An 18,709-nucleotide genomic window follows, 5' to 3' on the forward strand; every position below is an offset into this window, starting at 1 on the left:
AGACACGGAAGAAAGAGGGGATCAAGATATTCAACGACCTGAAAAATAGTGTAAGGGACATGACAACCCCGCTTGCTCGAGGTATACCTCTGTCTCCAAACACTCTGACCCTCATTGGTTTTTTAGTGAGCATAGCCACAGGCTTTGCCTTTGCTCTCGGAAAGCCTGTTGAAGGAGGGCTTTTGATCCTTTTCAGTGGCCTTTTTGATTCCCTGGATGGAGCCGTGGCAAGGGCGAAGGGCCGCATAACCCCCTTCGGGGGAGTGCTCGACTCGGTTTGCGACCGCTATTCCGACGCCCTGATGTTTCTAGGGATCATTTACGGGGCAATTGACGGCAAACTTATCCTTTCCCCGATATTTGGAGTACAAACCTGGCTCTGGGCGGGTTTTGCCCTTACAGGTTCATTCCTTGTAAGCTACACCCGGGCCCGGGCCGAGTCCGCAGGCTGCGAAAAGCTTGCCGTGGGAATTGCGGAGAGAACCGAGCGTATGCTCATACTGACCGCCGGGGCTCTGCTGGGTTTTGTGGGCTGGGCCCTTGTGGCTATCGCAGTCCTTACCCATATCACAATTATACAGCGGCTGCTCAGGGCAAAAAGTTTGCTTGAAAAAAAACCCTGAAGCAAAACCCGGCCTGAATCGAGGCCATAAAATCCCATGCGGGTTAAAAAAAGATAGAGGATGAGTGGTAAAAGAGAAGCAAATATCTCTTAAATTACCCTCACACCGATATATATTTATACTACATGTATATTTAACATAGTTTTACGGTGGCAAGTCCTGTCATCGGGATAAGTTAAACAAAATTACTCTGCGGGGCCGTAGGGTAGTCTGGTCCATCCTGCAAGGCTGGGGGTCTTGCGACTTGAGTTCAAATCTCAGCGGCCCCATCATGACACTCTTATTTTCGGATTGTTTTTACCACCAAAGAGTTTTTACTTTCTTTGCTTTCTTATTTCTGTTTTTCTGTGTAATTTCTATTTTCAATATCCTTTCACTTTTTTAAGCTTATTTTTCGGAACCAGTGCCGGATTTTTAACATTTATTGTAACTATTCAGCCATACTTTGAACAAAGGCAATTTTTCCTCGTTTCGAGGAAAAATTGCATATAAAATAACTCTATCTCTTCAGTATCATGCTTACACGTGAAGAGATTCTTGAAATCTATGAAGAAGGCCCTGAAGCAGTCGTTGCTGTAATTCAGAGACTTGAGACTATCATAGAGAAACAGGCTTCTCAAATTGCTGAACTTGAGGAACGTGTAAGGGTTTTAGAGGCTCGTCTAAATCAAAACAGCCAAAACAGCAGTAAACCTCCTTCTACTGACGTTTTTGTGAATGAAAAACCTAAACCTAAGAGTAGCCGCACAAGAAGTGGGAAAAAACCTGGTGGTCAAAAAGGTCATTCTGGAAGTACTTTCGAAATGGTTGGGGATCCTGACCATATAATATTTCATTCCCCTCACTGCTGTGAAAATTGTGGTCATGATCTTGAAGATACTGAAGTTCGGGACTGTGAACGCAGGCAAGAAGCTGATATTCCTCCTGTGAACATCATATTTACCGAACATCGTGCTGAGTCCAAGAAATGCCCTCACTGTGGGAAAATAAACAAAGGTACTTTTCCAGACTCTATAAAATTCCCTATTCAATATGGACCTCGCCTTTTATCCTCTCTTGTATATTTAAGGAACTTTCAATTGATTCCTTATAAACGGATTTGTGATTTGTCAGAGGACTTTTATGGAATACGTATCAGCCCTGCTACCATAAAAAGAGCTGAAAAGGAATTATTCCAGAAATTGGAACCTTTCGAAAAAGCTGTTTTCGAACATCTACGGGTAGCCTATTCTGTACATTGTGATGAAACAGGAATGAGGGTTTTAGGGACAAAATGGTGGCTCCATGTTGTTTCAAACAGTCTGTGGACATACTATTTTGTACATCCAAAAAGAGGATCAGAGGCAATGAATGCTTTGGGTTTTCTTCCAGAATACAAGGGGGTAGTAGTTCATGATGGTTGGGCATCATACAACAAATATGGATGTGAACATGCTCTCTGCAATGCTCATCTTAAGAGGGACCTCACTGGAGTTGAAGAGAATTTTGAGCAGCAATGGGCTAAAAAAGTAAATGAACTTCTGAGTGAAGTAAAAAAATATACCGACGAATGCAGAGAAATGGAAATTCCAATAGATCCAATAAAAGTCAGGGCATTCGAGGAAATATACGATAAAATAATTAAAGAGGGAATTGAAGAAAATCCACCTCCTGACCTCTCAAAACAGGTTAAAAAAAGAGGAAGACCAGCACAAACAAAAGCAAAGAATCTCCTTGATAGGTTCATAAAATACAAGGATAGGATTCTGAAATTCCTCAATGACCTGAGAGTTCCATTTGATAATAATCAAGCAGAGCGAGACATCAGAATGATGAAGCTACAACAGAAGATTTCGGGAACTTTCCGAAGCATCGAAGGAGCGGTAGCTTTCTGCAGAATTCGGGGATACATATCCACTATTAGAAAGAATAGCTTGAATGTCATGGATGCTATTCGAGCGGCGCTCAATGGAGCGCCGCTATTATCCGATAGTTGCAACATTAGCTGAAACTATGCTTTTTTTATCAGTAGGCTGAATAGTTACCATTTATTTTCAAATCCAACGCTCTCACCGGCCGACGCAGAAGGCCGGGTTTTCCAAAAAAGAGAAATAACTTTTAGGTATACACATCAACTTCTTCGTCTATTCTATCATAAAAAAGGAGGGGATCAGTTTCTTATATTTTTGATGTCTCATTTATTGGTATCCTGTATAGCTCCTACTGCACGCAATCGATCTAGTGTTATGCCATGCGTGTAATGTCGTATAAAATCAATTACAATAGCTCGTAATTACTAAACACTTTGTTGTTGACGCGACACTACATAGTATTAACATGCTGTTGTTGCTAACCTTGGTGGGGATGAAGTTTCCATGAATTATGGTAAGCAAAATGAAATGCTATTTTTCAAGTATTGCAAAATAGATGAGTATACAAAAGAAAATTTGGAAAAACATCAATTATATTTTAAATGTCCAATCGAATTCAATGATCCATTTGATTCTAAAATAAATTATATGTATCGAGGAACGCGAAAAGAATGGGACGAATTTTTTAGAAAAAAACGTCAGATAAATAATTTGACTGATTGGATAAAAAAAGGCATAGTGACATGCGATAGAAATAGTAATTATTGTTTGGACCCAAATAGTGAAAACTTTCGTGAATATTTCAGTCATAATCTCAATGACTTAGATGAAAGAAACCCAATTAGGATTTGTTGTTTCAGTAAAACAGCCACTAATATTTTGATGTGGAGTCATTATGCAAATGATCACAAGGGGATATGCCTTCGTTTCAGGTCAAAGTTAAAAGAAAGTGAATATTGTTTAAATTTAGAGAGTCCAGTAATTCCATTTGTTGAGGTAAAATATACAAAAGAAATGCCATCTCCGGTAAATGTGTTAAAGTTAGATTATGAAAAACTTGCCATGTTTCCGTTTACTAAACATTCTGATTGGAGATATGAAAAAGAATGGCGATTACTCTCGTGGAAGGGAGATATTAAGGAGAACAACACGATAAATTATAAAAAAGAAGATTTAGAAGGTGTTGTTTTTGGATCGAAAGCACTTGAAAAAATAGAGGAAGACAATAAACAAAAAGAAAAAATTCACGAAATCATTGATATCATTGATAGATGCTATATAAAAGAGGGAATAGATGTTAATTTTTATAAAGCTAAAGAAATTCCTGGAAAATATGAGGTGAAAATTGAAAAACTAGACCCTCAGCTTTTAAGGTAATCCCGTGCTTAAAATCTTTCTTGCTAAATCTGCAGGCCGGTATATATAGCTCTTATTTACATACCCAAAAATTATATAATTATCTTATTTCTCTGCTCCTTTTCCCGCTCATACTTCTCCCGGATTTTCTCGACCATCTCCTCGTTGGCCTCGACAACGAAGGCCCCCACAGACCGGACAGAATCGAACAAGTATCCATCTGTAAGAGAAAATCCACTCCAAGAGGTATAATAAAAAATATCTAACAAGAATTAAATTTAAAAATTGGAGTTCTTCGCCGGGAATCCCGAAACATCGGCCTTAAAAAAGGAAAAATTAAAACCGATCAGGATTTGATCGGCAAACAAATTCTTTTTTAAATAAATTAGGATGAGATAATGAAGTTTACATAGTCGGAGCTGAGTCCGGACTCCATGACAACCTTTTCAACAATCTCCAGCTCGGAAAGCCCTTCTGACCTGAGTTCCTTTATGCGGTCAAAGACCCGGGGAGAAACTTCCGAATATTCATTGATGTCTTTCCTGTGTCCCCATACATCACCCTCAAGTAAGGCAATGCCCTGCATTGAGAGATACATCTGGGCAGAGTCGGAAAGGGTTTTCTTGTATGAATTGGGGATATGGATCGCTTTTACCTTCGGGCACCTGATAATAAGTTTGAATATATCTTTGTTGGAGGGCCTGAATGCAAGGTGAACGAGTTCTTCACTTTCTTTCAATGTTTCAATTTCGTCTTTTGAACTTACAACGCGAAGTTTCATAAATATCACTTTTGTTTTGTGGGTTTTTTTAAGGATTTACTGTGGGGAGTGGAAAAACTTACCAATAATTACAAGTAAGAAATACAAATAAGAGTGGCTTCATTTAAAAACGTTGGCTTTTGTTAGACAATTATAAAATATAGTATATTAGAATACAAAAAAATATTAAAAGTGGGGTTGTAAATCAAAATACATACTTTTGTGTGTTTTTAAGAAAATTTCCTTATTTAGCCCTTACTTCCATAGTTTTCGGAAGGAGGCAGCTCCAAGGACTCCTATTGAAAACAGCAGCTCAAAGCCTGGAGTAGATTTTCCTTCATCCGGCTCTGTTTCTTCTGGCTCCTCCCCGGAATCATTTTCATTGGCTTCTTCTTCAGTTTCGGCTGTTTCGACGGTTTCGTTTTCAGCGCCTTCTGGGGCCAGGTCAATTATGATTTCCCTTTCAGAGAACTCCGGGATATACATCGCCATCATGGCTGTTTCGTTGTCGTACATCAGATAACAAAGAGGCGTTGTGTTTCCGGCAAACAGTTCGTCGATGCTGTCTGCCCGTCTCATCTGAGTGCCGTCATGCCATATCCGGATGCGTTCCGGGCGAGTGAGGTCCATAGTTTCGCGGTCAAGATTTACCGTGACGACCTGACCTTCTTTTAGGTCCGATGAAACGCCCAGAACCACCCGGTTCCGGGCCGTTTCCTTTAGCTGAACGCTGACCGGGGTGTAGTTCATCATGGATACCGATTGCCCTCTATTCCGGATGCTTATCTCAGCGCCCACATTTCCTCCTGCAATTCCCCGGTTAATCCGGTCGTGCATGTGCGTCCAGTTCTCCGAATAGCGGAACAGGGTCTGGTGCTGTTGCGGGAGCATGGGTACGGCCCTGAAGACCAGCCAGTTATCCCTGACAAGGTCCACAGTTACGGTTTCCCCCGTGATATCGACTGCAACCTCCTGGGGGTCTCCAGTTACATTCCCTCCGGGGTAATCCCTGCTTGCGATAAGGTAGCCTTCAAAGTTATTCTTGCTTATTTTTACGAGGACCACTTCATCCGCTTCTTCGGAATCCAGGCCTGCACTGACGTCTTCCGCCAGGTCGAAAACCACTTTCGTATCCGCAAGCGCCCTGACCTGTAAGGCTGCCATGGGGCCATCATGCAGGCTGATAATGCCGGAACTGCCGGTATATACAGCGCTTGCTCCGTAAATCTCCTGACTCTTGAAATCAAAATCCGAAACCTTCACGGAATCGAACAGAAGGTCCCCGGAAACTGCAAAATTGCTTATTTCTCCTGATTCGTCAAAGCCGAAAGTTGTGTAATTTCCGTATGCAGACATCCCCTGCATCATAAAATTAAGGCCATCCACCCTTCCGTATGCCCTCATCCCCTGCATGGCCTGCTGCCTCATATCCACGAGCCCTCTTCCGCTTGCAGAAGTTGAGATGTTCCTCATATGAAGAGCCATGTAATTTGCGGTCATATCAACCGACACCCCGGATTCAGCCTCGATCTCGGCAATTGTCTTATTCGGGTCGGTATCTGCGGGCAAACTCAGGTCGGCAATTATGTCTTCCACCGGGACCCCGAACATACTCGAAAGCTCCAGAAGGGTATGTCCCCCAAATCCCATAAAGCGCTCATCCATATGCCCAAACTGCTCCCCATGCATCCCTCCCCCCATGGAACCGGACCCCATAGAACCCTGGCCCATCGCCTGGGCAAAAGCAAAGGGTGCAGCTGCAACCAATAGTAATATGCTGAAAACCAGAATAATGCCTGATAGAAGTAGATTTGAATATTTCATGTTTTACTCCCCCAATATATTGCATCAGCTTCCCGGTAGATTATAGAAACTTTTTCTCGCATCAAGATCTCTATCAATTCCTTTTTAAGCTTCAGAGAGTTTTCAAATAACCGAGCAGGTCCTCGATATCCCTGTCAGACATCTGCCACCCGGGCATGGTAGGGTCAAGCGGATTCCCGGCCGGGTCAATCCCGTCTCTGATAGCAATTATTATGGTCTCATTTGTATAAGGCGAATGTTCGTCTTCCCCATGTTCCGCCCCGGAAGTCAGGCTGGCATAGGTAATATCAGTCGGAATTTCCGTAGCCATCATGACAGGCACCCCTCCCCTGCCGTTTACCCCGTGGCAGTCCACGCAACTTCCCCCGTGCATGTATAGCCATACAGGCCCCCCGGTGGTCCTGATACGCTGTCCCTGGTCGTTGTATCCGGTGTAGTATATCTGTTCCCCGTTGGATTGAAAGCTGGTTTTTAAGTCATTGCCATAAAAAGATTTCATGTATCCCGGGCTGTCGTACGTTAAGAACAGCAGACCTCCAAGGCCGATAAGGATCATCAGAATGGCAATTGGAGGGATCGATTTTACGTTCATATTCCCCCCTCAGACCAGACGCTTTTTCATCTCTTCAAATTCTGTTTCGCTAATCTCACCTTTTGCGTACCTGGCCTTTACAATCTCCAGCGCAGACATCTGCCCCTCTCCGCGGCTTTTGTTCTGCTCAACAAACCATTTGATTAGCAGATAGGTACCTGCGATTATCAGAATCCAGAATATGAGTCCGAAGAACATATGAGTATAGCCCAACCCGTACCCGTAATTACCCATATAGCCATCTATTGTAATCCCCCCGAATTGCAATGATTATATTATTTGATCTATTTTTATTTAATGTATTGTATTCATTTTCAAGAACAGACCTCCCGCTAAAGCAGACGGTGAGAGGCCCTTTTTTCTGAAAACGAACTTAAAAACCACGCTGCAACATTATGAAAAAAGTTAAAAAAGTTATAGCGGTATTTCGCAGATGTCGCTTTCCCTTTTTCCCGTAAAATAAAGAAAAAGAGCAGAAAATAAAGAAAATCAAAATCAATAAATGAAAAAATAAAAGCCGATCAGGATTTGACCGGCAAACAGAGTTACTTTTTTAAAACATCAATTGGACATAATAAAGCTTACAAAGTCTGAGCTGAGTCTTGTCTCCCTCATAACCTTTTCAACGATGCCCGGCTCGGAAAGCCCTTCGGACTTGAGTTCATTTATGCGTTCAAAGACCCGGGGGGAAACTTCCGAATATTCATTGATGTCTTTCCTGTGTCCCCACACATCACCCTCAAGTAAGACAATGCCCTGCATTGAGAGGTACATCTGAGCGGAGCTGGAAATTGTTTTCTTGTAGGAAGTGGGAATATGGACCGCTTTTACATTTGGGCACCTGATAATAAGGTTAAATATATCTTTGTTGGAGGGCCTGAATGCGAGGTGAACGAGTTCTTCACTTTCTTTTAATATATTAATTTCTTCTTTTGAACTTACAACGCGAAGTTTCATGTATATCACAATTCCTCAGGCAGGATGCCTGCGACTTTAGTCCTATGGCGTCATTATGGGGTTGGAAATGTTGAGTTTGAAAAGCCAATTTTCAACTGATTATTCGTCTTCAAGCTATCGTTTTTGTTACGCCAGGTAGTTTTTGTATATAACTCATGTTTTGTGTGACGGTTCCACTACAATATATCTACCATTCTGCAGTAAAAAACGCCATATTAGGCACGTAGAAGCAAAATAGGCTGCTATGGTGGGGGTTTATTGACATTTGTTTTTGGGTTTTTTTAAGAATTTACTATATGGTTGGAGATAACTTGCCAATAATTACAAGTAAGAGAAGCCTTATTTAAAAACTTTGGCTTTTATTATATCATGCTTAAATTTTTAATACCGGCATATAAAATAGTTTTAAAAGAAGAAAATGTAATTAAAATTTATGAATTCTAAAGTTCTATGAAGGGCCTGCGCGGAGATGTTGGTTCTTCATATTATTACTCAGTTTTCAAGAACAGGCCTCCCGCTAAGGAATGGTGAAAATATTACTTCAGGTTTTATTTTGGGAGCTGCTTCATACTCATACATGTTGTGTTTTTGTGTGAGGAGGTATTTGGTGTGTGTGCATTCAAACCACGGAACACACGGAATACACGGAAAAAGACGGCAGGAAGACGATATTTAAGGTTGTTCTGGTGTTGTTTAGTCCGCTTGAGCTCGTAAAGCGAGCGAAACGGACCCCGTGCTGTTGCACTTGCAGTGCAACTCCCAGGAAATCTTTGATTTCCTGTGATCCCGAAGCGAAACTCGGGGAAGACGGCAATTAAGGTTATTCCAGCATTTTTTAGTCATTTTTAAATTTTGAATCCTATTGCATAAAGATCCAACTTACTCACCGGCCGAAGGCCGGTTTCCGTGTCATTCCGTGCTTTTACGTGGTTAAGGAATGGTAAACAAAAATACTTGAAATTATATTTGACTCATTCCTAAAGCGGTCGGTGAGAGGCCCGTTACTCCAAAAACGAATTCAAAAACCGGGCTGCAACTTTAGGAAAAAAAATTAAAAATCGATTTTTTCTAGATGTACATGCGAAATAACTCACTGACAATTGGAATAATTTAGAAATCATTTTATCCATTGAACTTTTTTTACCCTTATGTCTTTTAAAAAAATTGCTTTTGGAAAGTCATCTGCTGAAAAGGAATTACCGAAACTTCTTATAGAAGGTTTCCTAGACAACGGCTATGTAGATAAATTGATTAATTCTGATGATTTTCTAGTTTTAGGTCCAAAAGGATCAGGTAAATCAGCCATAGGTGTAAGATTAGAATTAATGTCAAGAAGTAATAATGAAATCCAAGTTAAAAAGTATGATCTGGCAGATTTCCCTTACAAACCTTTTTCAAAAATAATTCCTAGCAAAGAAGCTCGTGAAATTAAGTTTCAAAACGATTGGGAATATATTCTTTTAGTTGCTTTAATAAATAATATATTAAAAGATGAGACTGCTCTTCATGATAACCCACTTTTGAAGAAAGTTGCAGCAGCACTTGAAAGCTATGGAATTTTGCCAAGTGAAGACCTAACCCATATTGTAAGCACAACCGTAAATAAAAAAGCTGGGATAAAGGCTTATATTTTTGATGCTTTGGGGTCTTCAGAAAAGGAAAAAATACCTTTTGATATTTCAATGTTGTTTGAAACTTTGAAAAGTTTATGTTATTCATTGAAACTGAGAACAAAAAACTTGATCGTAATAGATGGGCTAGATAATGTGTTGACCCTAGATCAAAAAGATAGACAATACACATCTCTTGGAGCTCTTATTTTAGTTGCAGATAGAATCAACACGAGATTAAAGAAAGCAGAAATAAATGCTAAATTTATTATCTTATGTAGAACAGAACTATTTGAGAAATTACCAGGATCAAATAACAATAAAATAAAGCAAGATTCTGCGATAATACTCAACTGGTACCAAGACAAAGATATAAATTCTACAAACCTGTTGAATCTTATAAATTTACGCGCAAAGAATTCACTGGGGAAACCTACTGATGTTTTTGAGGAATTTTTTCCTAAAACGATAACGAGGCATAACAAAAATACTCTACCATTTTTGTTAAATTATACCCGTCACACTCCCCGAGATCTCATTATATTACTCAACAAAATTCAAGAATCGACTAAAGGAGACATTCCAAGTGAAAGAGAGATTTGGAATGGTCTTGATGAATATTCAACTTCGTACTTCATATCAGAAATTCGAGATGAGTTAGATGGATTTATAACTATGGAAGAAATTGATAGCACAGTGAAGCTATTACAACTAATGAGAGTAACTAGATTTTATAAATCCGATATAGAGGACAAGTCTAATAGTCATAGGGGTTTTATTGCCTTTGATTTGGATAAAATTTTAGATCTTCTTTTTAATTGTAATGCTATAGGCAATGTAGATGAAAATTCATATCATTCCCTTAAGTATCGTAATATCCACAGTCATTTTATGGGAGATCAAAAAATAGTAGTTCATAAAGGCTTGTGGAAGGCTTTAAATTTAAAACCAAGCAATGACTGATGCCGACCTTTAACAGAAGTCTACAAAAATACCACACATATTCCCAATATGGCCACGAGTTAAAAATAAATTCACCACAATATTGAGAATATTGGGCAAATGATAGTGTCCCGAATTTTCTGTAAAATCATAAATCTTAAAAAGTCATTGAAAAAATAATTCCACGTCAGAATACACAAAACACAGACAATACACAAAAATTCGGCCTAATATTTACAGCAAATTTGGGACAATGTCCTTGAGAAGGCATGTACTTAGGATTTAATATTTGCATGCCCACGAATTATTGTACTTCCTTATTTCTCTTTTTCATCTTCCTTTTCCTTCTGTTTTTCCCGCTTATACTTCTCCCGAATTTCCTCAATCATTTCTTCATTACCCTCGACAACGAAAGCCCCCATATACCCGCAGGCTTTACAGTGATAGACCTTGCCGGTATAGCCTCCGGCTTCATAATAGAGATCCGAACTCCCGCAGACCGGGCAGACCCTGACTAATTTTCCATCTGTCAAAAAATTACACCTCTGAGAACACAGTAGAAAATCTCTAACTATTGTTAAATGTCAACTACCCCCACCTGTCAGCCTCCGGCTGCCGAGGAAGGGGCTTGCTTCAGTAAGTCCTAGTTGAATAGCCTATCTCGTTATACTGGTCATGATATTCGTGGATACTCCACACGTTCCCGGAGATTTCGACCTGGATTAAACATCCCTGAGAGGTAGGGGAAGTGTTCAGGTCATTAACAAGCCAGTATAACAGTGGCGATGTGGACTGACTCCAATCAAGGAGGACAAATTAATGAAGATATTTGTCAAAAATTCATACGATAAGCCCTTGATGCCAACAACACCGAGAAAAGCAAGAATATTGCTTAAATCAGGTAAGGCCGAAGTGGTACAAAGAAATCCATTTACAATCAAACTATTATATCTCACTAATAACTACACTCAAGATGTGGTATTGGGGATAGATAGCGGTTTCCTCAATATAGGTTTTTCAGCAATATCCGAAAAAGAAGAACTTATTTCAGGAGAAGTAAAACTTCTTGCAGGAATGCCTGAAAGAAACGAAGAACGGAAAATGTATCGAAGAAACCGGAGGAATCAAATAAGGCACAGAAAACCTGGCTTCGACAAAAACACAAACAGAGAAGGCTGGTTAGCTCCATCTATCAAGCATAAGCTTGAAAGTCACATAAGAGTTATCGAGGATCTTTCTAAAATAATCCCAATAACTAAAATCGTTGTTGAAGTTGGGAATTTCGATATTCAGAAAATTAAAAATCCAGAAATTGAAGGCAAACAGTATCAGGAAGGAGAGCAAATGGGATACGAAAATATCCGTGCGTACATTCTACACCGGGACGGTTACAAATGCCAAAATCCCGACTGTATGAACAAATCGAAACAGTCTTTGCTTGAGGTCCATCACATTCAGTACAGAAGTAACGGTGGCTCAAATCGACCTGCCAACCTGATAACACTTTGCAATAAATGTCATACTCAGAAAAATCACAAAGGGTTCCTTTTAACATGGAAACCAAAAGTAAGAGGCTTCAAAGATGCAACATTTATGAATATAGTACGTTGGAAGCTTTTGGACATTTTAAAAGAAACGTATGATGTAAAAGAAACTTACGGATACTTAACAAAGTCCAGAAGGTATGAGCTCAATCTTGAGAAAACCCATTCAACCGATGCTTTTTGTATTGCTGGAGGGAACACTCAGGCTCGATCCGTGCCTCATGAAATCCGGCAAATACGAAGAAACAACCGGAGCCTTTCAAAATTTTACGATGCCAAATATATTGATTCACGGGATGGCACTCAGAAAACCGGACAAGAATTGAATTCTGGAAGAACTACCAGAAACAAAAATCTTAACGGAGAAAATCTGAGGACTTACAGGCTCAGAAAAACAAAGAAAGGAAGGTACAGCATCAGGAAAAAACGCTATCCTATTCAGCCAATGGATTTAGTTGAGTACAAAGGACGTTTGTATTATGTTGTGGGATCTATCACATACGGTAAATATGTGAAACTTCGGGACTTAGAAAACAAATCAGGCATAATTGCAAACAGTCAAAAAGTCAAAATTGTAAAATACGGAAAGGGACTTTGCTGGGTTGATCCCTCAGTGCCCTGTTGAAACCGGCCCCTGTAGCCTTGACGCATTCATCTCCCACCTGCCAGCCTCCGGCTGTCGAGGAAGGGGTCTTCTGCTGTCTGAGATAAATAACATGATTCGAAAGGAAAGACTATATCTCAGCACAATATCTCAAACATCAGAGATTCTATTCTTGTTTAATTATACTATCCTCATATCATTAATCATTATCACAAACATATCATATTGACTATCCGGGCCCTTATTAATCAGCAAAAATTCAAACATAGTGAGTAAAAAATGAATAATCTAACCCCTGCGATGCGCCAGTTCTACGAAGCCAAGGAAGCCTACCCCGATACCCTGATCTTCTTCCGGATGGGGGACTTTTACGAGTCTTTCGGAGAAGACGCCAAAACGATTGCAAAGGAACTTGAAATCACCCTGACCGGCCGGGGGAAGGACAAATCCGGAGAAAAGATGCCCCTTGCGGGAATCCCCTACCATGCCATTGATACCTACCTGCCGAGGCTCATAAACAAAGGCTACAGGGTAGCCATTTGCGAGCAGCTCGAAGACCCCAAAAAGGCAAAAGGAATCGTGAAGCGGGGAGTTGTCCGGGTTGTGACTCCGGGCACAGCCATAGACTCGGCCATGTTTTCCGATTCCTCGAACAACTACCTCATGGCCGTCACGGGCCGGGAATTCGGGGGGAGTGGAAGCAGGAATAAAAGTAAGACTAATATTAAGGACAAAAACGGAAATGGAAACGGAAACGGAAACGGAAAAACAGGTAGGGAAACAGAGGAAAAGCCGGACAGGGACCGGGACAGAGACAGGGAAATGGAATTCGGCATCTCATTCCTGGATATCTCCACAGGCGAATTCCTGACGACCCAGTTCAGAGACCCTGAAGGCTTTGAGAAACTCAAAAGCGAACTTGCCCGCATGAGGCCTGCCGAATGCATTCTCCCGACATCCCTTTACGAAAACCGGGAAGTTCTGGAGCTATTAAAGGAACAGACAATCGTGCAGGAATTTTCCCCGGAACTTTCCGGAGGAGCTGGGGACTCTGGGGACAAACTAAGGAAGCACTTCGGAGTAATGACCCTGGAGGGTATGGGCTGTGAAAACCTTCCCCTTGCCCTTTCCTCGGCCTGGGCAGCGCTCGAATACGCAAAAGCGACCCAGCTCAGGGACCTAAAGCACATCAGCACCCTCAGGACTTACTCAAACACGGACTTCATGGTGCTCGACTCGATCACCCTCAAAAACCTGGAAATCGTGAAAAACGTGCGGGACGGAGGAGACGAAAACACCCTTTTCCGGATACTCGACAAAACGAAAACCCCCATGGGGAGCCGGACCCTTAAAAAGTGGCTCTTAAAACCCCTTCTCTCCGTGGAAAAAATCAACAAGCGCCTGGACGCAGTCGAAGAACTGGCAGGAGACGCCCTGCTCCGCTACGACCTCCGGGATGCACTTTCCGGGGTAAGAGATATCGAGCGGCTGGTAGGACGGGTTGTTTACGGAAACTCAAATGCCCGGGACCTCCTGGCCCTGAAAAAGTCCCTTGAAGCCGTAACCCCCATAAGGGACCGCCTCCTGAAAAACGCAGAAAAGGAAGCGGAAGTGGAAGCGGAAGTAGGGCTCCTCCGGGAAATTGCAGAAGAACTTTCAGCTTTTCCGGAACTTGAAGCCCTTACCGAACTGCTCGAAAAGGCAATTGCCGAGGAACCTCCCCTGACAGTCAGGGAAGGAGGAATGATCAGGCCCGGCTACAACGCGGAACTGGACGAACTCCGGGGACTCGCGAGCAACAACAAGCAATGGATTGCGGCCTTCCAGCAGAAGGAGCGGGAAAAGACCGGAATCAAGTCCCTGAAAATCGGGTACAACAAGGTTTTTGGCTACTACATCGAGGTCACGAAGGCCAACATCGGCCAGGTATCGGAGGACTACATAAGGAAACAGACCACGACCAATGCGGAGCGTTTCTTTACCCCGGAACTGAAGGAAAAGGAAGTCCTGATCCTCTCGGCCAACGAAAAGGCCGTGGCTCTGGAACACGAACTTTTTTCCGAAATAGTAAAGGTCCTTTCGGAGCACTCCAGAAAACTGCAGCTCACGGCTGGAGAACTCGGGACTCTCGATGTCCTGGCCTGCCTTTCGGAAGTTGCCGAAGATAAAAACTACACCCGTCCGAAGGTCACGGAGGATTGCACGGTCCTCATCCGGGACGGGCGGCATCCGGTTGTGGAAAACTCCGTGCCGGGAGGTTTTGTCCCGAACGATACGGAAATGGACTGTAAGGAAAAACAGTTCCTGCTGGTAACAGGTCCCAACATGGCCGGAAAGTCCACCTACATGCGCCAGACCGCCCTGATCGCCATCATGGCCCAGGCAGGCTGTTTTGTGCCTGCCTCCTATGCAAGCATCGGGACCGTGGATAAGATATTTACAAGAATCGGGGCCTTTGACGACCTCGCAAGCGGGCAGAGTACCTTCATGGTGGAGATGGTGGAGCTTGCCAATATCCTGAACAATGCAAGCCCCAAAAGCCTGGTCCTCCTGGACGAGATCGGGCGGGGAACGAGCACTTACGACGGGTACAGTATCGCAAAGGCGGTCGTCGAGTTTCTGCACAACAAAGGCCGGGTGGGAGTCAGGGCCCTTTTTGCGACCCATTACCACCAGTTAACGGCCCTTGAGGAGAGGTTAAAAAGGGTCAAAAACTGCCACATCGCAGTAAAGGAGGAGGGCCACGAACTCGTCTTCCTCAGAAAAATCGTGCCCGGTGCAACGGATAAAAGTTACGGGATCCAGGTGGCCCGCCTGGCCGGGGTGCCGCAAAAAGTAATTGATAGGGCCAACGAGATCCTTACGGAACTGGAGCGGGAAAACCTGCTCGAAGAGGCCGGGACCGGAGAAGGGAATGAAAATGGAAGCCGGAGCGGAAAGAAAAAGAGAGGAAAAGCCACCACCAGGTACACCCAGATGCTGCTTTTCGATCCCGGAAACGGAGCGGAACAGGCCCGGTGCCGGGAACCGAATCCGGTGAATCCGGTGGAAGAGGCCCTTAAAGCCCTGGACGTGAACGGGCTGACCCCTCTGGACGCCCTGAACAAACTATTTGAACTGAAAAAACTGGCCGAAGAGGAAAAAGAAGAGGAGTGAAGAGTAGGAAAAAGGAGGGCAGGAAAAAGTGGAGCGAAAAAAAATGGAAACCCAGGGAGATATCATCCGGGTCCTTGATAAGGACACCATAAACAAGATTGCCGCAGGAGAAGTCATTGAACGCCCCGCATCTGTCGTAAAGGAACTTGTGGACAACGCGCTTGACTCCGGGGCCACGGACATAAGGATCGAGGTTGAGAAAGGTGGAAAAGAGCTCGTCCTGATCCGGGACAACGGCTGCGGGATGAGCAGGAAGGACGCAGTCCTTTCTTTTGAGAAACACGCAACAAGCAAACTCGAAAAGGTCGAGGACCTGGAAAGCGTTAGCACGATGGGTTTTCGGGGAGAGGCCCTTTCATCCATCGCATCCGTTGCCAGAGTGGAACTTGTAACCCGGCCCCGGGAAAAGCTTGAGGGGACGAAGGTTGTTATTGAGGGAGGAAAAGTCGAGGAGATTTCGGACACCGGGACAGCTCCGGGAACTTCTGTACAGGTAAGAGACCTTTTCTACAACATCCCTGCCCGGCGCAAGTACCTGAAAGGCGACCGGACCGAACTTGCCCATATAACGGACATCGTCATGAACCTGGCCCTGGGAAACCCGGAAATCTCCTTTACCCTCTTAAGCGAGGGAAAGGCCCTGCTCCGGAACCCGGGCTCAAAGGAACTCTTCAATACGGTCGTGAACCTGCTCGGGCCTGAAACCGCCCGTTCCATGCTTCCCCTTTCAGAGAACGGGACCACCGGAACCGCCGGGGTCAGAGGCTACGTCTCAAAACCCGAACTGACCCGGGGCGGGCCCGACCAGCTCTTCCTTTTCGTAAACTCGAGGCCTGTGACCTCTAGGGCCCTGAATGCCGCAATAAAGCTCGGCTATTACACAAAAGTCCCGAAAGGGCGCTACCCGGTCGCGGTGATCTCCCTTATCCTGGACCCACGGGAAGTGGACGTAAACGTACACCCACGAAAGACCGAGGTCCGCTTCAGCCGGGAAAAGGAGGTATGTGAGACTGTTACCCTGGCGGTTGAAAAGGCCCTGTCGGAGCACGAACTTGTGCCCGAGATGAGGGAAAAACGGCAGAAAACGGTCCAGCAAGCCTTTGTGGACTCGGCCACGGGAAAAATGGAGACCGGGAAAAACTCAGAGCAGAACTCAAAACAAAACTCAAAGCAGAACTCGGAGCAGAGCTCAAAGCAGAACTCTCCCGAACCGCCTTTTTTGCGGGCCACTACGCCCGAAGAACTTCTGGAAAGTAGCCGGGAGACGGTAAAAGAGAAAAACGAGACCTACAGCTACCCGGTCCGGGACACGGAAAAACGGCTCAGGAGGTCGGAGCGACTGCTTGAAGAGCTAGCTCCGAAAAATGAAAAATATGAAGGGGAGAAGGAGAGAGCTGTAGAAGAGGAAAAGCGAGAGGAAAAAGAAGGAGAAGAAAATTTAGGGGAAAAGGAGGAAAAGAAAGAAGAAAAAATCCTAAAAAGTTCCGCATCCTCAACTTCCGACCCCTCGACTTCCGCACCTCTCGAAGGCCTGCGTGTAATAGGGCAGGTCTCCAAGCTCTACATCCTGGCCGAAAAAGCGGGGGACCTTGTAATTATTGACCAGCACGCAGCCCATGAACGCATCCTCTACGAACAGATCAGGAAAATGAAAAAGGCCAGGGTCCAGGAGCTTATAACCCCCGTGACTATCGAGCTGACCCCTAAGGAAAAGGTGCTTATGGAAGAGTACATCCCCTTCCTTGAGGAATACGGCTTTGGGGTCTCGGAGTTCGGGGACAATACTTACGTTGTCACTTTTGTTCCGGAAATATTTGGGAGGCTTGGAGACCCGGAGCTGGTCCACGACATCATTTCGGATGTCCTTGCGGCCGGGAAGGTCAAAAACGAGACAGGAGTTTCGGAAAAGCTCTGCAAGACCCTGGCCTGCAGGGCCGCGATAAAAGGAGGTGCCACATGCTCAATCCGGCAGATGGAGGAACTTTTAGAGCAGTTGAAAAAAACGGAAAATCCTTACTCCTGCCCCCACGGGAGACCCACAATAATCACCTTCACAAGAGAGGAACTGGACAGGATGTTTGCACGGAGCTGATAAAAAGCACCAGCCTTCCACCCACATTTATATAACATTACACAAATAGTCAATCTGGTGTTAGCTGAAGAGATAACACCTGTGGCATCATCCCTAAAAACTATTTTTCACACACACACCAACCCCCCAATTCGGAATGTCCCCTCATTATTTCCGAAATGGAAAAACCCTAAATTTTAGAAAAATGCATGAAACACCCCCCAATATCCTCGCGGGATGGTGCCACACCCCTTTTTTCCAGAAAGCTACAAATCTTTGTTTTTAAAATTCGAGATTTGATGATTTTATGAATGCTTCATGATTAATCTCAGACAGCAGAAGACCTCTTCCTCGACAGTTCCGACTTTGTCGAAAATGATCTTGAGTAAGGATTGACGTGTGTTTTGCATTCAGCCGGTTTTCATTGAAACATACAAAATATATCCGGCTTCAAAAAAAAATAAAGTATTTTCAAAATAAAGGGGATATTTTTTATTTTTCGGGCTTCAGATTTTATACATAAATCATGTAAAACATCAGGTATTTTGTTTTTTTGTGTGCAACCATCATAAAAACAGATTCAGTCTTGAATTAAGATTTGTTATATTGGACAAACATTAAATGACCCTTTTGACTGTGCCGCTGCTTTTCTGTAATATATCTAAATTATGTGGTATATCGATTGAACTATCTTCACCATTGTATATTTACATAATTATATTCATAAATTTATATTTTATTAAGTATATAAACTAACTAATAGTATTTGAGATATATGTTCAATAACTATATTTCCGTATATTTAAAATATGGTTTATTC

Annotated in this window: 13 protein-coding genes and 1 tRNA gene; 8 read left to right on the forward strand and 6 right to left on the reverse strand. The window is 43.3% G+C overall.

The window, feature by feature from the left end; all coding sequences use genetic code 11:
* Window positions 1-59: 59 nt before the first annotated feature.
* The 4 genes from ACZ5QV_RS04865 to ACZ5QV_RS04880 all read left to right on the forward strand — a co-directional run bounded on the left by ACZ5QV_RS04865 (window position 60) and on the right by ACZ5QV_RS04880 (window position 3,850).
* On the forward strand, window positions 60-623 hold the full coding sequence (locus ACZ5QV_RS04865; protein WP_464601477.1) for a CDP-alcohol phosphatidyltransferase family protein: 564 nt from the start codon (window positions 60-62) through the stop codon (window positions 621-623).
* A 194-nt stretch (window positions 624-817) separates the two neighbouring features.
* Window positions 818-892 (forward strand) — tRNA-Pro (locus tag ACZ5QV_RS04870).
* A 246-nt stretch (window positions 893-1,138) separates the two neighbouring features.
* Window positions 1,139-2,611: an IS66 family transposase gene (gene tnpC / locus ACZ5QV_RS04875; protein ID WP_464599339.1), complete on the forward strand. Its 1,473-nt coding sequence runs from the start codon at window positions 1,139-1,141 to the stop codon at window positions 2,609-2,611.
* 366 nt (window positions 2,612-2,977) lie between these two features.
* A complete protein-coding gene (locus tag ACZ5QV_RS04880) occupies window positions 2,978-3,850 on the forward strand; it encodes a DUF2971 domain-containing protein (protein WP_464601478.1) in 873 nt (290 codons plus the stop codon).
* A gap of 364 nt (window positions 3,851-4,214) precedes the next feature.
* On the opposite strand, the gene ACZ5QV_RS04885 is transcribed toward ACZ5QV_RS04880, so the two are convergent.
* From ACZ5QV_RS04885 to ACZ5QV_RS04905, 5 genes are all read right to left on the reverse strand, one after another.
* Window positions 4,215-4,610 (reverse strand): DUF1699 family protein, encoded by a 396-nt coding sequence (locus tag ACZ5QV_RS04885; RefSeq protein ID WP_464601479.1) that lies wholly within the window; start codon window positions 4,608-4,610, stop codon window positions 4,215-4,217.
* Window positions 4,611-4,844: 234 nt separating this feature from the next.
* The gene (locus tag ACZ5QV_RS04890) at window positions 4,845-6,413 is read right to left on the reverse strand and encodes an MAST domain-containing protein (RefSeq protein WP_464601480.1); all 1,569 of its coding nucleotides are present in this window, start codon (window positions 6,411-6,413) and stop codon (window positions 4,845-4,847) included.
* Between the two features lie 91 nt (window positions 6,414-6,504).
* Window positions 6,505-7,005: a c-type cytochrome gene (locus ACZ5QV_RS04895; protein WP_464601481.1), complete on the reverse strand. Its 501-nt coding sequence runs from the start codon at window positions 7,003-7,005 to the stop codon at window positions 6,505-6,507.
* Between the two features lie 9 nt (window positions 7,006-7,014).
* Window positions 7,015-7,239, reverse strand: coding sequence for an SHOCT domain-containing protein (locus ACZ5QV_RS04900; protein WP_464601482.1), 225 nt, complete (start codon window positions 7,237-7,239; stop codon window positions 7,015-7,017).
* A 327-nt stretch (window positions 7,240-7,566) separates the two neighbouring features.
* The gene (locus ACZ5QV_RS04905; RefSeq protein ID WP_464601483.1) at window positions 7,567-7,962 is read right to left on the reverse strand and encodes a DUF1699 family protein; all 396 of its coding nucleotides are present in this window, start codon (window positions 7,960-7,962) and stop codon (window positions 7,567-7,569) included.
* Between the two features lie 1,148 nt (window positions 7,963-9,110).
* On the opposite strand from ACZ5QV_RS04905, the gene ACZ5QV_RS04910 reads away from it, so the two are divergent.
* On the forward strand, window positions 9,111-10,535 hold the full coding sequence (locus ACZ5QV_RS04910) for a P-loop ATPase, Sll1717 family (protein ID WP_464601484.1): 1,425 nt from the start codon (window positions 9,111-9,113) through the stop codon (window positions 10,533-10,535).
* A 296-nt stretch (window positions 10,536-10,831) separates the two neighbouring features.
* Here the strand turns inward: ACZ5QV_RS04910 and ACZ5QV_RS04915 are convergent, their stop codons facing one another.
* Window positions 10,832-11,047 carry a hypothetical protein gene (locus ACZ5QV_RS04915; RefSeq protein WP_464601485.1) on the reverse strand — a complete coding sequence of 72 codons (216 nt, stop codon included), beginning with the start codon at window positions 11,045-11,047 and terminating at the stop codon, window positions 10,832-10,834.
* Between the two features lie 286 nt (window positions 11,048-11,333).
* Between ACZ5QV_RS04915 and iscB the strand changes: the two genes are divergently transcribed.
* The 3 genes from iscB to mutL all read left to right on the forward strand — a co-directional run bounded on the left by iscB (window position 11,334) and on the right by mutL (window position 17,910).
* The gene (gene iscB / locus ACZ5QV_RS04920) at window positions 11,334-12,683 is read left to right on the forward strand and encodes an RNA-guided endonuclease IscB (RefSeq protein WP_464601486.1); all 1,350 of its coding nucleotides are present in this window, start codon (window positions 11,334-11,336) and stop codon (window positions 12,681-12,683) included.
* Between the two features lie 258 nt (window positions 12,684-12,941).
* Window positions 12,942-15,818: a DNA mismatch repair protein MutS gene (gene mutS, locus ACZ5QV_RS04925; RefSeq protein ID WP_464601487.1), complete on the forward strand. Its 2,877-nt coding sequence runs from the start codon at window positions 12,942-12,944 to the stop codon at window positions 15,816-15,818.
* A gap of 43 nt (window positions 15,819-15,861) precedes the next feature.
* Window positions 15,862-17,910: a DNA mismatch repair endonuclease MutL gene (gene mutL / locus ACZ5QV_RS04930; RefSeq protein WP_464602034.1), complete on the forward strand. Its 2,049-nt coding sequence runs from the start codon at window positions 15,862-15,864 to the stop codon at window positions 17,908-17,910.
* Window positions 17,911-18,709 lie beyond the last annotated feature (799 nt).

The sequence above is a fragment of the Methanosarcina baltica genome (assembly GCF_055394095.1).

Excerpts from the sequence above, each read along its gene's own strand:
- ACZ5QV_RS04865 (WP_464601477.1), top strand. The coding sequence starts at position 60 with ATGACAACCCCGCTTGCTCGAGGTATACCTCTGTCTCCAAACACTCTG.
- tnpC (WP_464599339.1), top strand. The coding sequence starts at position 1,139 with ATGCTTACACGTGAAGAGATTCTTGAAATCTATGAAGAAGGCCCTGAA.
- ACZ5QV_RS04880 (WP_464601478.1), top strand. The coding sequence starts at position 2,978 with ATGAATTATGGTAAGCAAAATGAAATGCTATTTTTCAAGTATTGCAAA.
- ACZ5QV_RS04885 (WP_464601479.1), bottom strand. The coding sequence starts at position 4,610 with ATGAAACTTCGCGTTGTAAGTTCAAAAGACGAAATTGAAACATTGAAA.
- ACZ5QV_RS04890 (WP_464601480.1), bottom strand. The coding sequence starts at position 6,413 with ATGAAATATTCAAATCTACTTCTATCAGGCATTATTCTGGTTTTCAGC.
- ACZ5QV_RS04895 (WP_464601481.1), bottom strand. The coding sequence starts at position 7,005 with ATGAACGTAAAATCGATCCCTCCAATTGCCATTCTGATGATCCTTATC.
- ACZ5QV_RS04900 (WP_464601482.1), bottom strand. The coding sequence starts at position 7,239 with ATGGGTAATTACGGGTACGGGTTGGGCTATACTCATATGTTCTTCGGA.
- ACZ5QV_RS04905 (WP_464601483.1), bottom strand. The coding sequence starts at position 7,962 with ATGAAACTTCGCGTTGTAAGTTCAAAAGAAGAAATTAATATATTAAAA.
- ACZ5QV_RS04910 (WP_464601484.1), top strand. The coding sequence starts at position 9,111 with ATGTCTTTTAAAAAAATTGCTTTTGGAAAGTCATCTGCTGAAAAGGAA.
- iscB (WP_464601486.1), top strand. The coding sequence starts at position 11,334 with ATGAAGATATTTGTCAAAAATTCATACGATAAGCCCTTGATGCCAACA.
- mutS (WP_464601487.1), top strand. The coding sequence starts at position 12,942 with ATGAATAATCTAACCCCTGCGATGCGCCAGTTCTACGAAGCCAAGGAA.
- mutL (WP_464602034.1), top strand. The coding sequence starts at position 15,862 with ATGGAAACCCAGGGAGATATCATCCGGGTCCTTGATAAGGACACCATA.